The sequence below is a fragment of the Janthinobacterium sp. PSPC3-1 genome (assembly GCF_049896105.1).
GTDB lineage: Bacteria > Pseudomonadota > Gammaproteobacteria > Burkholderiales > Burkholderiaceae_D > Janthinobacterium.
This window is the reverse complement of sequence record NZ_JAFCTQ010000003.1, coordinates 95,215-108,905: the sequence shown is the minus strand read 5'-3', so window position 1 is coordinate 108,905 and position 13,691 is coordinate 95,215. Positions and strand designations below refer to the sequence as shown.

The following is a 13,691-nucleotide window of genomic DNA, read 5'->3' as shown; positions in this document are numbered from 1 at the left end:
GCTTCACCCCAGCCGCAGAGGCAGGCTGCGCAGCCGTTTTCCGGTCAGGATAAACAGCGCATTGGCCACCGCCGGCGCGATTGGCGGCGTGCCCGGCTCGCCCACGCCTTCCGGGTGCGCGGCGCTGGCGATGATAATGGTCTCGACGTGGGGCGCCTGCCCCATGCGCAGCACCGGGTAGTCGTGGAAATTGCCCTGCTCCACCCTGCCCTCCTTGAAGGTGATCTCGCCGCCCAGCGCCGCCGACAGGCCGAACAGCACGCTTGACTCCATCTGCTGGGCGATGATATTGGGATTGACGGCCAGGCCGCAATCGATGGCGCACACCACCCTGTGCACGCGGATCTCGCCGCTCTCCACGGACACCTGCGCCACTTGCGCGACGATGCTGCCGAACGACTGGTGCAGCGCCACGCCGTGCGCGTGGCCGGGCGGCGCGCTGCCGGCCTTCGCCACGGCGGCGTCCAGCACGGCCAGGTGGCGCGGATGCTTGACCAGCATGGCGCGCCGGAAGGCGACACTGTCCTGCCCGGCCGCATGCGCCAGCTCGTCGATAAAACTTTCCTTGAAAAACGCATTGTGCGAGTGGCCCACCGAACGCCAGTAGCCGACCGGAACCAGGCTGTCCGCAATCACATGGGCGATGCGCTGGTTGGCGATCTCGTACGGCATGTCGAATTCGCCTTCGGCGGTGGTCTTGTCGGGCCCCATGCCGGGCAAGCCGAAATTGCGCTGCAAGTACTGGTGCGTGATCGAGGCGCTGGCCGATTTGTTGTCCCAGGCGGCGATGCGGCCCTGCGCATCGAGCCGGGCGCTGAAACGCGCCAGCGCGGCCGGCCGGTACATATCGTGCTTTGTATCCTGTTCGCGGGTCCAGATCAGCTGCACCGGCGCGCCCTCGCACTGCAGCGCGATGGCGACCGCCTGCGCCACCATGTCCACTTCCAGCCGGCGGCCGAAACCGCCGCCAAGCAGCAGCACCTCGATGGACACGTCGCCGCTGGCCACGCCGGCCACCTTGGCCGCCACGTCGACGGCGATGCCCGGCGCCTGGGTCGAGACCCACAGGCGCACCTTGCCGTCCCTGACCTGCGCGGTGCAGTTGACCGGCTCCATCGCCGCGTGGGCCAGGAACGGCGCGCGGTATTCGGCTGTCACGTGCCGCATCGCCTGCACCTGCTTGCTGTCGACCTTGCCGCTGGCGTGGTAGGTGTGGCCCGCTTCGGCATCGAGCAGGCGCGCCAGGCCGGCGTACACGTCGGCACTGGACAAATTCGACTGCGCGCCCGCCCGCCACTGCGTCGGCAAGGTGGCGGCGGCCTGTTTGGCGCGCCACCAGGTATCGGCGACCACCGCCGCGCACGACACCCTTTGCTGGCCCAGGGCCGGCGTCAGGTCCAGCACTTTTTTCACGCCCGGCATCGCCAGCGCCGCGGGCGCATCGAACGACGACAAGGTATCGCCCAGGCGGCGCGGCAGATGCAGGGCCGCGTACAGCATGCCGGGCGGCCGCGCATCGATGCCGAACACGGCGCTGCCATTGGTTTTCGACGGCGTGTCCGTGCGCGCAATGGGCTTGCCGATCAGCTTGAAGTCCAACGGCGATTTCAGCACCGGCGCGCCCGGGTCCAGCACCGCGGCGCGTTGCGCCAGGCTGGCGTAGCCGGCGCGCCGGCCGTCAAGGTGCACGACCTCACCGTTCTCGGTGCGGCATTGCGACGCTGGCGTGTGCCACTGCGCCGCGGCGGCCGCCACCAGCATGGCGCGCGCGCAGGCGCCGGCCTCGCGCATCGGCTGCCAGCCATCCTTGACGCTGGAAGAGCCGCCGGTGACGACCACGCCCAGTTCGCGCGCGGCCTTGGCCACCGTCCACTGCGCCAGCTGTTTCAGGCGCCCGTCGTCATCGGGATGAAACGGCAGGCCGTCGACCAGCATGGCGAGATTGCCGAAGATCTTGTCGACCGGCGCCTGCATCAGGGTGATGGACGCCAACGGCACGTCGAGTTCCTCGGCCACCAGCATCGCCAGCGCGGTATGCACGCCCTGCCCCATTTCGCTGCGCGGCATGGCCAGCAGTACCGTGCCATCGGGCCGGAGCGCCAGCCAGCCGTTCAGCGCCACGGCGCCATCCTTCACCGGCAGGGGCACGCTGCCATGCAGGCGCTGGCGCGGCGGCAGCATGCCCCAGCCCACGACCAGCGCACCGACACCGGCCACGCCCAGCCCCAGGCCTTTCAACAGGAAGCGCCTGCGGGGAGTGGGGGTGTTTGCAGCCATGGGGTTCTTCCAATAAGTGTCAGTGATCGCGCCAGCGCTCGACTATATCCTGCGCCAGCACAGGCCGGCTATAAAAATAGCCTTGCGCCAGCCGGCAGCCGTGGCGCAGCAGGAAGGCGGCCTGCTCCTGCGTCTCGACGCCTTCGGCGATCACCGACAGCTGCATGCTCTTGCCCAGCTGGATAATGGCGATCGCGATGGCTTCGTCGTTGGCGTCGCTCGAGATGTCCTTGATGAAGGAGCGGTCGATTTTCAAGGTCTGCACCGGCAATTGCTTCAGGTACGCCAGCGAGGAATAACCGGTGCCGAAGTCGTCGATGGCCAGGCCCACGCCGATGGCATGCAGGTCGTTGATGTAGCCGAGCGCGTCACCCGTGTTCATGATCACCGATTCCGTCACTTCCAGCTGCAGCCGCTGCGGCGCCAGCCCCGTTTCGCGCAGGATGTCGGCCACCACGCCGGCCATGCTGCCGCGCTCGAACTGCTTGACCGACAGGTTGACGGCCATCTTCGGCACATGCAGGCCCTGCGCCTGCCAGCGCATCATCTGGCGGCACGCTTCGTTGAGCACCCATTTGCCCAGCTGGTTGATATAGCCGCTGTCCTCGGCCAGCGGAATGAAGCGGGCCGGAGGAATCAAGCCCAGCTCCGGGTGGTTCCAGCGCACCAGGGCCTCGACGCCGATCAGGCGGCCCGTGTCGATTTCCACCTGCGGCTGGTAATTGAGGAAGATCTCGTTCTTTTCGATCGAGCGGCGCAGGAATGTTTCCAGGCGCAGCCGCTCGATGCCTTCGCCCGTCATCGACGGCGCATAGAAACGGTAGCCGTTGCGCCCGCGCGCCTTGGCCTGGTACATGGCCACGTCGGCGTTGCGGATCAACATGTTCAGGTCCTGCGCGTCATCCGGGAACAGGCTCACGCCCACGCTGCAGGTGACGAACAATTCGTGGCCGGCCACCAGGAACGGCTGTTCGAACATGGCCACCAGTTTTTCCGCCACCTGGGTCGCGCCGTACTGGCCGTCGACGTTTTCCAGCAGCACGATGAACTCATCGCCGCCCAGGCGCGCCAGGGTATCGCCTTCGCGCAGGCGTGCCGTCAGTTGCGCCGCCACCTGCTGCAGCAATTCGTCGCCGATATGGTGGCCCAGGGTATCGTTCACATTCTTGAAGCGGTCCAGGTCGATGAACAGGATGGCCAGTTGCTCGCCGTCGCGCGCGGCGCGCAGCAAGGCGTGCTGCAGGCGGTCGTGGAACAGCAGGCGGTTCGGCAGCGCGGTGAGCGGATCGTGATGCGCCAGGTGGTCGAGCTTTTCCTGCGCCTGCTTGACCTGGGTGATATCGCTGCACACGCCCACGTAATGGGTGGTCAGCGCATGCGTGTCGCGCACGGCGCTGATGGTCAGCCATTCCAGGTAGAGCTCGCCGTTCCTGCGCCGGCGCCAGATCTCGCCGCGCCAGAAACCGGAGGCGATCAGTTCATCCCACATGGTCTGGTAAAACACCTCGTCGTGGCGTTCGGAGCGCGTCAGCGAGGAATGCCGGCCGACCGCTTCGGCCTCGGTATAGCCGGTGATCTGGGTGAAGGCGGGATTGACGGCGACGATCACGCCCTCGATATCGACCACCATCACGGCGTCGGCGATATGTTCCAGCACGGTGGCCGACAGGCGCAGCTTTTCTTCGGCTTCCTTGCGCGCGGTGATGTCGGCATACACCCAGATGCTGCCTTCGCCGGGGCGCAGCGGATCGAGCGCGCAGCCGCTCACCAGCGCCCAGAACAGGCTGCCGTCGCGGCGCCGGTAATGGCGTTCTTCGCTGAAGTCGCCACCTGCCCCCAGCGCCGGATACTGGCGCTCGCCCGCTTCCTCGAAATCGTACTGGGTGGGGAACACGATGGCGGTCGAGCTGCCCGTCATGGCGCCATGGCCGTAGCCGAACAGCTCTTCGCAGCGGCGGTTGACGGACACGATGCGGCGGTGGCGCACGAACATCACGCCGAACATCACATTGTCGAGAATCGCGCTCTGCTCGGTCAGCAGCGCTTCGATGCGCATTTCATGGTGCTTGCGCTGGCTGATGTCGGCGATGATGCCGTCGACCCAGACCATGCCCGCGCCGCCGGCCTGCGGCTGGCCGTTTTCCGCCACCCAGCGCTCGGTGCCGGAGGCGTCGACGATGCGGTATTCCAGCGCATACGGGCGCATCTCGGCGACCGCCTGCTTGACGGCGCGGCGGTGCGTGCGGCGGTCTTCCGGGCAGATCAGGTCGACCCAGGCGTGGGTGGTGCCGCGCATCAGCTGCGCGGCCGTATAGCCGACGATGTCTTCGATGGCGTCGCTGATGAAATCGATCGGGCCGTCGGGCCGGTAGCGGAACACGGCGCCCGGCACCTGCGTGACGATGGTGCGGAAGCGCTCTTCGCGCTGGCCGACGTCTTCGAACAGCTGGCGGATCGCGGCGCGCATCTGTTCCAGCTGCGTGGCCAGCCGGCCCAGCTCGTCGTTGCCGCCCGCTTCCAGGCGCGTGTCGAAATCCCCATGCGACAGGCGGTCGGAAAAGCGCATCAACCGGCGCAGCGGCCGCAGCAGGCGGCGGTTCATGAACAGCACGATCAGCGCCATCGAGATGGCCAGTTGCGCGCCCAGCACGAACACATAGGCGATCTGCTTTTCGCGCAGTTCCTGCTGGCTGCGCGCATCGTCCATTTCCACCACCACATGGCCGATGCGTTCGCCGCGCACGGCGATATCGCGTTCGGCGCGGTAGACATTGCCGACCGGGCGCTGGGGCGCCTGCAGGCGCATGAATTCGGTGTCGGCCTGGCCCACCACCTGCACCAGCAGCACGGCGCGGTCGCGCATCACCGATTCGACCAGCGACTGGGCCGATTCGGCATTCATGTTCCACAAGGACTCCTGCATGCCCAGCGCCAGGATGTCGGCATTGCGCTGCAAGGCTTCGTTGAGGCTGGTGCGCGCCGACTGGCGCTCGTGCACGCCGACCAGCAGATAGCTGCCGATCAGGGCCGGTATCACCAGCCCGCCCAGCACCACCAGCAGCAAGGCGCCATAGATCGAGGAACCATACAGGGTGCGAAGGCTGGCCAGCCAGCGGCGATGGGGGGAATTAGCCATGCAGGCACGGGCCAGGGTAAGTCATGCGAGCGGTCATCGGATGGTAGCGGGAGGTTACGGGAAGCGAACGGCGGGAGGAATTTTCCAACGGCAATTATGCATGGAAAAAGCGCACAAAGTCACATCTGCCGGCACAAGCCGCAGGAATATGTACCAGAAACCACACGCCCCACGGGCGTTTCCCCGCCTGGCCAGCAGAAAAGGCCGCGCCTTGCTATCATCGCGCCACTTTACCTAGAGGAACCACCATGACCTTCTCCATCCATTCCGCATCGATTCCCGTCTTCAAGCAAATCCTGGGCAGCCTGGCCGCCATCCTGGACAAGGCCGAAACGCATGCGCAAGACAAGAAAATCGATCCGAACGCGCTGCTGCAGTTCCGTTTGTTCCCGGACATGCTGCCGTTCATGCGCCAGATCCAGATCGCCACCGACTTCGCCAAGGGCTGCGGCGCGCGCCTGGCCGGCGTGGCCGTGCCGCCGTATGAAGATACGGAACAGAGCTTCGCCGAACTGAAGGCGCGCATCGTGAAAACCATCGCCTTCCTGGAAAGCCTGCCGGCAGCGGACATCGAAGGCAGCGAAACGCGCGCCATCACCACCGGCAGCGGCGAAAAGACCAAGCACTTCACGGGCCAGACCTATCTGTTCCACTACGCGCTGCCGCATTTCTTCTTCCACGCCACCACCGCGTATGACATCCTGCGCCACAACGGCGTGGAAGTCGGCAAGAAAGATTTTATCGGCAGTTATTAAATAGCAAGGGGTAGGATCCTTCGGGTCCGACCCCGGCAGTTGCATCTGGGTTTCAAGTATTCCGGCGCGGGTAGCCCTGCGCCAATATCCGCACCCAGACGAGCTCTTTTTGTTCCGGCGTCATCGACACCCAGTGCGCCACTTCCACCACGCTGCGGCCACAGCCGCGGCAGATTTCATCAAACGTGGTGGAACAGACGGCCACGCAGGGCGTGTCGGGGCGCTCGGGCAAAGGATCTTGCAACTGCGCCGAATCATCGCCCATCTGAACCCGCCTTCGCGATGCCGAGCTTTTGCCAGCCGTCCAGGCCCAGCTTTTCCAGGGTGGCGATATTCTTGTCGAAAATCTCGGACGCTTCCGGGAACGCTTCCACCGCGCGCTCGATGCTGTCTTCCCGCAGCAGGTGCAGGGTCGGATACGGCGAGCGGTTGGTAAAGTTGCTGATGTCATCTTCGAACGTCTCGGCAAACTGGTAATCCGGATGGAAACTGGCCACTTGCAGCTCGCCGGCCAGGTGCATGTCTTCCACCGCCGCATCGGCCACGTCGAGGAACTCGTTGTAGTCGAGGAAATCGTTCAAGGTATATGGGTGGATCAGCAACGTGGTGTCGATCTGCTCGGGGCTGGTGTCGGCCAGGGTTTGCAGCTCGTCCATCAGCATCGCCAGCAGGTCTTCCGGATTGCCCGAATCGCAGACCACGTAGCGGATCTGTTTCTTGACATGCACGGCCTTGGCAAACGGGCACAGATTCAGGCCGATCACGGCTTTTTCCAGCCAGTCGACGGTGTTGGCGATAATGACGGCGTGGTCGTCGTCGTGGCGCGGCGGGGTATTCATCAGCAGGACTCTCTATCGATAAGGGCGACCGGCAAATAGCGGCCGGCCAAAGCCAAATTGTACGCACTCTTTGCGCAGTCTCATACTTGAGGGCTGCCACGCTTGCGCCAGGCCATGGCGCAACTATGCTATAACAGCGGCCGAACACGGTATTGGGCAAATTTTATTGGCAATAATTGCACTATTTGCGAATGGAAACTTCCCTTGATGCCGTCATCAGGCTGACATAATTCTTGACTCCGGCATGTGGATATACGTACACTCGCTGCTTGATCATGGGTCAGTCCGATGTTTCTTCGACGACAACAATGGAACACTATGCACGAAAACTCCTTTAAATCGACCGCGCTGGCGGCATTGGTCCTGGCCCTGGCGCCAGCCCTGAGCCAGGCGTACGAAGCCGGTGTTGAGAGCGATAACGCACCAGTCGCCGCCACCCTGCCGGCCTTGATCCCGATGACCGCCCAGGTCACGGCAAAACTCCCCACCCTCGACAACCGCCTGCAAAAGACCGATCGCCTGATGAAGAATCTCAGCGACAGTTCCGATCCGCTGCGCGAAGCCGATGTCTGGGGCCGCATCCGCAGCGGCTATGCGATTCCCGACCTGAACAACCAGCTGGTTGCCAACCACGTCAACTGGTACGCCACCCGCCCCGACCATCTGGCCCGCACCACGGCGCGCGCCTCGCGCTATATCTTCCACGTGGTGCAGGAACTGGAAAAGCGCGGCATGCCGACCGAACTGGCCTTGTTGCCGTTTATCGAATCGGCCTTCAACCCGCAGGCCTTCTCCAGCGCCAGCGCGGCGGGCCTGTGGCAATTCGTGCCGGCCACCGGACGCGATTTCAACCTCAAGCAAAACATGTTCAAGGACGACCGCCGCGGCGTGATCGCCTCGACCGATGCGGCGCTGACCTATCTGCAGCGCCTGTATGACATGTTTGGCGACTGGCAACTGGCGCTGGCCGCCTACAACTGGGGCGAAGGCTCGGTGCAGCGCGCCATCAAGAAAAACCAGTCGCTGGGCAAGCCAACCGACTTTGAAAGCCTGGCCGACCTGATGCCGGCCGAAACGCGCAACTACGTGCCCAAGCTGCAGGCGGTGAAAAACATTATCGCCAACCCGGCCCAGTATGGCCTGAGCCTGCCGGTGGTCGACAACCAGCCATACTTTACCGCGATCGACAAGACCAGCGACATCGACATTACCGTCGCGGCCCAGCTGGCCGAGCTGTCGACCGACGAATTCAAGGCGCTGAACCCGCAATTCAACCGTCCGGTCATCATCGGCGGCGAAAAAACCAAGATCCTGCTGCCACAGGAAAACGCGGCCAAGTTCACCACCAACCTGGCGCAATGGGGCCATGCCCTGTCGAGCTGGACCACGCACAAGATCACCAATGCGCGTGAACGCATCGAAACGCTGGCGTCGAAATTCGGCACCACGGCCGACGTGCTGCGCCAGGCGAACAATATTCCCCAGCGCATGCGCCTGCGCGCCGGTTCGACCATCCTGGTGCCGAAGACCTCGGCCACGATGAACATGAACATCACCCAGGAAATCGCCGACAACGCCACCATGCTGTTCGAAGCGGACCGTCCGGAACGCGCATTGAAGAATGTCCGCCGCGCCGTCAAGGGCGGCAAGGTGCAGGCCGCGCCCATTTCCCTGGTCAAGCCGCGCATCCAGCGCGGCGGCGGCAACAACCGTGCCAAGGCGCGTCACTGATCTTCTGTTGATACAGCGCTGAACCCGCCGGCCGCCACAGCCTAGCTGTCGCGGCCGGTTTTACATTGCCCACCCAGCTTCCAGGAGTCGCCATGGCTTTCTTGCAAGGCAAGCACATCCTCATTACCGGCCTGTTGTCGAACCGGTCCATCGCCTACGGCATCGCCAAGGCTTGCCGCCGCGAAGGCGCCACCTTGGCCTTTACCTATGTCGGCGAGCGCTTTCGCGAGCGCATCACCGAGTTCGCGGCGGAGTTTGGCAGCGAACTGGTATTCGACTGCGATGTCGGCAGCGACGAACAGATCGCCGCCGTGTTCAGCGACCTGGCGCGGCACTGGGAGCACCTCGATGGGCTGGTGCATGCAATCGGCTTTGCGCCGCGCGAAGCGATTGCTGGCGACTTTCTCGACGGCCTCTCGCGTGAAAATTTTCGCATCGCGCACGATATTTCCGCCTACAGTTTCCCCGCCATGGCCAAGGCCGCCCTGCCGCTGCTGCAGCCGGGCGCCTCGCTGCTGACCCTGACTTACTTGGGTGCCATGCGCGCCGTGCCCTACTACAACACCATGGGCCTGGCCAAGGCCTCGCTGGAAGCCTCCGTGCGCTACCTGGCCGAGTCGCTCGGACCGCGCGGCATCCGTGCCAACGGCATTTCGGCCGGCCCGATCAAGACCCTGGCCGCCTCGGGCATCAAGGACTTCGGCAAATTGCTGGGTTTCGTGGCCGAACATGCGCCGCTGCGCCGCAATGTCACCATCGAGGAAGTCGGCAATACGGCAGCGTTCCTGCTATCGGACCTGGCCTCGGGCATCACGGGCGAGATCACCTATGTTGACGGCGGCTTTTCGCAAGTGATGGCGGTCCATCCGGAAGTAGACTGAAGCGCTGGCAGCCGGAATCTTGCGGTTGTCACTTGACAACCGAAATATTTCACCCTACTCTGGGAGGCATGCCATGGCTCGCTCTTCGCACCCCAAAAAAGACATCGAAGCGGCGTTGCGTCACGCGGAAAGCCAGGGCTGGCGCGTGGAAATCGGTGGCAGCCATGCCTGAGGCAAGATGTACTGCCCCTGGAACGATGCCCAATGCCGCTGCGGCGAGTTTTGCATCGCCTGCATCTGGAGCACGCCGAAGAACGCCACCAACCATGCGCGGGCGCTGCGCCGGGTGGTCGATCACTGTAGCGCGCAAAAAGTGATTCTTGACATCATGTACAAGAAACCGCAAAGGTAGCTGCCATGGACTATCTCTTCACGCTCAAATACCGCCTCCCGGAACAGGGAAGCGACCTCGATGCGCTGGCCGAACGGCTCGGCAGCGGCGGCTGCGACGACGCCCTGCTGGGCCTGGGCCAGCAGGGCCGGCTGGCGCTGGAATTCACGCGCGACGCCGCCAGCGCGCAGACGGCGCTGCTGAGTGCCATGGCCGACGTCAAGGCCGCCATTCCCGGCGCCACCCTGGTCGAGGCGGCGCCCGATTTCGTCGGCCTGAGCGACGTCGCCCAAATACTGGGACTGACGCGGCAAAACATGCACAAGCTGATGAACAAGTATCGCCACAGTTTTCCGGCGCCCGTGCACGAAGGCAGCACCACCATCTGGCGTCTGGCGCAAGTACTGTCCTGGCTGCAAGCCAAAGGCGGTTATGCACTGCAAGACAATCTGGTCGAACTGGCGCAGGCGACCATGCAGGTCAATCTCGCCAGGGATGCGGCAATCGCGGCGCCGTTGCCAGCCGACATCGTGGCCATGCTGCGCTAATGCGGTTTTTTACTACCGGAAATGCTACAAATCTGGCGCCCGGCGCAGGCAAACTCATTTAGAACGTGCAGAACCGTGGGAAATACGGTATAGTGTCGTTGTGCGCTGCAATATGTTTCCCTCCGCAGTGAGATGCACGATAAATTTAGCAGCTTCGCAAGCCTTAGCGCATCCTCAGGATGCCGCTTATTAAAGCCCTCCCGCCTTGTGTGTCGCACCTGACACCGTCCCGGCGCAAAGCTTTTGTGCCGAAATTTCTTTTTAGTTGAGTCATTTCGTTTTGGTTGGCGTTGCTATTTTGCGTTCTGCTTTTTGCAAGAACGCTGATTTTCACGAAAGAAAAAAGAATGACATTTGAATCCTTAGGCCTGCATCCGTCCATCATCGCCGCTCTGACCGAATCGGGCTACACCGCGCCAACCGCGGTACAGTCGCAAGCGATTCCTGCCGCGATCGAAGGCCGTGACCTGCTGGTCTCGTCGCAGACCGGTTCGGGCAAGACCGCGGCATTCATGCTGCCGTCGCTGCACAAACTGGCCAGCGCCGAACAAAGCGCCGCCGGCAAGACGCCGAACCAGGAAATGCAAGCGTCGCGCGCCCGCGGCGAGCGTCCACGCTTCAAGGCTGCCCAGCCAAAAATGCTGGTGCTGACGCCGACCCGCGAACTGGCCCTGCAAGTGACCACCAATACCGACAAGTACAGCACCGGCATCCGCCGCATCAAGGCTGTGTCGATCCTCGGCGGCATGCCTTACCCGAAACAGATGCAATTGCTGGCCAAGAACCCGGAAATCCTGGTTGCCACCCCAGGCCGCCTGATCGACCATATGGATTCGGGCAAGATCGACTTCTCGCAACTGGAAATCCTGGTGCTGGACGAAGCTGACCGCATGCTGGACATGGGCTTTATCGACGACATCGAAAAAATCGTCGAAGCCACGCCAGAAGGCCGTCAGACCATGCTGTTCTCGGCAACCCTGGACGGCGTCGTCGGCAACATGGCGCGCCGCATCACGAAAAACCCGCTGGTCATCCAGATCGCCGGTTCATCGAACAAGCACGAAAACATCACCCAGCGCGTCCACTTCGTCGACGATCTGTCGCACAAGAATCGCCTGCTGGACCACCTGCTGCGCGACGAATCGCTGGACCAGGCCGTTGTGTTTACCGCCACCAAGCGTGACGCCGACACCATCGCCGACCGCCTGAACATCGCCGGTTTCTCGGCTGCCGCCTTGCACGGCGACATGCACCAGGGCGCGCGTAACCGTACCCTGGACGGCATGCGCCGCGGCCAGGTCAAGGTGCTGGTTGCCACCGACGTTGCCGCCCGCGGCATCGACGTGCCGACGATCACCCACGTGTTCAACTACGATCTGCCGAAGTTCCCGGAAGACTACGTCCACCGCATCGGCCGCACCGGCCGCGCCGGCCGCAATGGCCTGGCGATCTCGCTGGTGAACCACGCTGAAGGCATGAACGTCAAACGCATCGAACGCTTCACCAAGCAATTGATCCCGGTCAATGTGATCGAAGGCTTCGAGCCGAAGAAAACCGCATCGGCGCCACGTTCGAGCGCCCGTCCAGGCGGCTGGAAACCAGGCGACAACCGCGGCGGCGCAAAACCAGGCCAACGCACGTTCAGCAAACCTGGCGCACCACGCAAGGACGGCGCCCCGAGCACCGGCGGCGGCTACAAGGGTTCGAACCCGCGCAGCACCGACGGCGCACGCCGCAGCTACGGCGACCGTTAATCACGGAAGAACGCCTCGGCTAGCGAGCGAGCAATAAAAACGGCCACCAGAATCGCTTCTGGTGGCCGTTTTTTTATGTCCTGCGGCGTTTATTTCTTCGACACTTTCTGGCGCGACAGCTTGCGCAGCTTGGCCTGCTCGAAGCGCACTTTCTGCTCGTCGGTCTCCAGCACCAAGGGCGGCACGGCCACCGGCTTGCGATTGGCGTCGACCGCCACCATGGTGAAATAACAGCTGTTGGCATGGCGCACCAGGCGCTGCTGGATGTTTTCCGTTACCACCCGGATACCCACTTCCATCGAGGTGGTACCGGTGTAATTGATGGACGCCAGGAAGGTCACCAGCTCGCCGACGTGGATCGGCTGCAGGAACATCACCTGGTCGACCGACAGGGTCACCACATAGCTGCCCGAATAGCGGCTGGCGCAGGCGTAGGCGACGCTGTCGAGGTACTTCAAAATGGTGCCGCCGTGCACGTTGCCTGAAAAGTTGGCCATATCGGGCGTCATCAGGACCGTCATCGTCAGTTCGTGGGCCGACCAGTTCATCGCGCTGTCCAAAGTGTTCTCCAAAGGGAAAAGATAAAAGTGAGGGGGAATTGAAAACCGGCCTCAAGGGCCGGTGGCAGGCCTTACAGGCCCAGCGTATCGATGTCGGCCAGCGATTCGCGGCCCTTGTCGGAAATGTCGTGCCCCTCGCCTTCGGCGCGCGCCACGATATGGGCTTTCTTGCCCAGGAAGTAAGCCACCTCGGTGTCGAGCTTGGCCAGCGGGTCGGCCGCGACGGCGCGCAAGCCCATGATGCAGCGGCGCAGGAACAACAGTTGCTGCGCCTTGTCGGTGATGGACAAACGGCCATCCCTGGCATAGCTGAGCAGCTTCAGGCCCGACAGGCGCTTGGCATTGCGGGCAACGCAAGCGCTCGGGCGCTCGGTCTTGATGCCGCGTGCAACCTGCTCCAGCGCGTCATATTCATCGGTTGTTAATTTCTCGTTCTTCATTACTTTTCCATAAAAGGCCAGGTGTTCGGCCCTCATGGTACGCGCCCCGCTGCGCATCGGCAACAGGCAAGGTGATTCAGTGGCCGTGCGCGCTGCGCCCGGCCCGCTGAAATGGCGTCAACACGCTGTTTATTTGAAGGTGCGCAACAGCAGCCAGGCCAGGCCGCAACCGGCTACCGCGCCCGTCAGTGCCAGTGCCAGCAAGCTTTTGCTGTCCAGCACAGGGCGGCGGCCCAGGTAGATTTTGTTATGCAGGGAATTGCCCATGATGGTCTCCTGTACATGAATTATGTGATGTCTCATTATAAGAACAGAATCGTGACGACCGCGTGACACACGGCAGTTCGCCGCAGCTTTGTATGCGCCAGCCTGCGCTTTGTGCGATCTCTGTTGTTTTATTGGCGTGGCGTGACGCCGCGGCGCCACGCGCTGCCTGGCC

At 63.3% G+C, this 13,691-nt stretch carries 12 protein-coding genes and 1 pseudogene; 6 read left to right on the top strand and 7 right to left on the bottom strand.

Translation table 11 applies throughout. From position 1 onward, the window contains the following. Positions 1-3: 3 nt before the first annotated feature. Both ACP7B7_RS04960 and ACP7B7_RS04955 read right to left on the bottom strand, forming a co-directional pair. The gene (locus ACP7B7_RS04960) at positions 4-2,277 is read right to left on the bottom strand and encodes a molybdopterin cofactor-binding domain-containing protein (protein WP_426075933.1); all 2,274 of its coding nucleotides are present in this window, start codon (positions 2,275-2,277) and stop codon (positions 4-6) included. A 19-nt stretch (positions 2,278-2,296) separates the two neighbouring features. After that, positions 2,297-5,413, bottom strand: coding sequence for an EAL domain-containing protein (locus ACP7B7_RS04955; RefSeq protein WP_426075932.1), 3,117 nt, complete (start codon positions 5,411-5,413; stop codon positions 2,297-2,299). A gap of 248 nt (positions 5,414-5,661) precedes the next feature. Here ACP7B7_RS04955 and ACP7B7_RS04950 point away from each other — a divergent pair, with 248 nt between their 5' ends. Beyond that, complete coding sequence (locus ACP7B7_RS04950; RefSeq protein ID WP_426075931.1) at positions 5,662-6,168, top strand: DUF1993 domain-containing protein; 507 nt, start codon at positions 5,662-5,664, stop codon at positions 6,166-6,168. 52 nt (positions 6,169-6,220) lie between these two features. On the opposite strand, the gene ACP7B7_RS04945 is transcribed toward ACP7B7_RS04950, so the two are convergent. Both ACP7B7_RS04945 and ACP7B7_RS04940 read right to left on the bottom strand, forming a co-directional pair. Then, on the bottom strand, positions 6,221-6,433 hold the full coding sequence (locus tag ACP7B7_RS04945; RefSeq protein WP_308925531.1) for a DUF1289 domain-containing protein: 213 nt from the start codon (positions 6,431-6,433) through the stop codon (positions 6,221-6,223). Beyond that, entirely contained in the window at positions 6,423-7,007 is a 585-nt protein-coding gene (locus tag ACP7B7_RS04940; protein WP_308925530.1) for a DUF1415 domain-containing protein, read from the bottom strand. Before ACP7B7_RS04940 ends, ACP7B7_RS04945 begins: the two co-directional genes overlap by 11 nt. Before the next feature lie 318 nt (positions 7,008-7,325). On the opposite strand from ACP7B7_RS04940, the gene ACP7B7_RS04935 reads away from it, so the two are divergent. The 5 genes and pseudogenes from ACP7B7_RS04935 (at position 7,326) to ACP7B7_RS04915 (ending at position 12,252) form a co-directional block, all read left to right on the top strand. Beyond that, a complete protein-coding gene (locus ACP7B7_RS04935; RefSeq protein WP_308925529.1) occupies positions 7,326-8,738 on the top strand; it encodes a transglycosylase SLT domain-containing protein in 1,413 nt (470 codons plus the stop codon). A 92-nt stretch (positions 8,739-8,830) separates the two neighbouring features. Further along, positions 8,831-9,619, top strand: coding sequence for an enoyl-ACP reductase FabI (gene fabI / locus ACP7B7_RS04930; protein ID WP_308925528.1), 789 nt, complete (start codon positions 8,831-8,833; stop codon positions 9,617-9,619). A 73-nt stretch (positions 9,620-9,692) separates the two neighbouring features. Further along, a pseudogene (locus ACP7B7_RS04925) lies at positions 9,693-9,971 on the top strand (hypothetical protein). Positions 9,972-9,976: 5 nt separating this feature from the next. Beyond that, a complete protein-coding gene (locus ACP7B7_RS04920) occupies positions 9,977-10,498 on the top strand; it encodes a helix-turn-helix transcriptional regulator (protein WP_308925527.1) in 522 nt (173 codons plus the stop codon). A gap of 347 nt (positions 10,499-10,845) precedes the next feature. Continuing rightward, on the top strand, positions 10,846-12,252 hold the full coding sequence (locus ACP7B7_RS04915; RefSeq protein WP_219114225.1) for a DEAD/DEAH box helicase: 1,407 nt from the start codon (positions 10,846-10,848) through the stop codon (positions 12,250-12,252). An 89-nt stretch (positions 12,253-12,341) separates the two neighbouring features. On the opposite strand, the gene ACP7B7_RS04910 is transcribed toward ACP7B7_RS04915, so the two are convergent. The 3 genes from ACP7B7_RS04910 to ACP7B7_RS04900 all read right to left on the bottom strand — a co-directional run bounded on the left by ACP7B7_RS04910 (position 12,342) and on the right by ACP7B7_RS04900 (position 13,519). Then, positions 12,342-12,800: an acyl-CoA thioesterase gene (locus ACP7B7_RS04910; RefSeq protein WP_308925526.1), complete on the bottom strand. Its 459-nt coding sequence runs from the start codon at positions 12,798-12,800 to the stop codon at positions 12,342-12,344. A gap of 83 nt (positions 12,801-12,883) precedes the next feature. Continuing rightward, positions 12,884-13,252 carry a hypothetical protein gene (locus ACP7B7_RS04905; RefSeq protein ID WP_308925525.1) on the bottom strand — a complete coding sequence of 123 codons (369 nt, stop codon included), beginning with the start codon at positions 13,250-13,252 and terminating at the stop codon, positions 12,884-12,886. A 129-nt stretch (positions 13,253-13,381) separates the two neighbouring features. Further along, the gene (locus ACP7B7_RS04900) at positions 13,382-13,519 is read right to left on the bottom strand and encodes a hypothetical protein (protein ID WP_308925524.1); all 138 of its coding nucleotides are present in this window, start codon (positions 13,517-13,519) and stop codon (positions 13,382-13,384) included. Between the last annotated feature and the right edge of the window lie 172 nt (positions 13,520-13,691).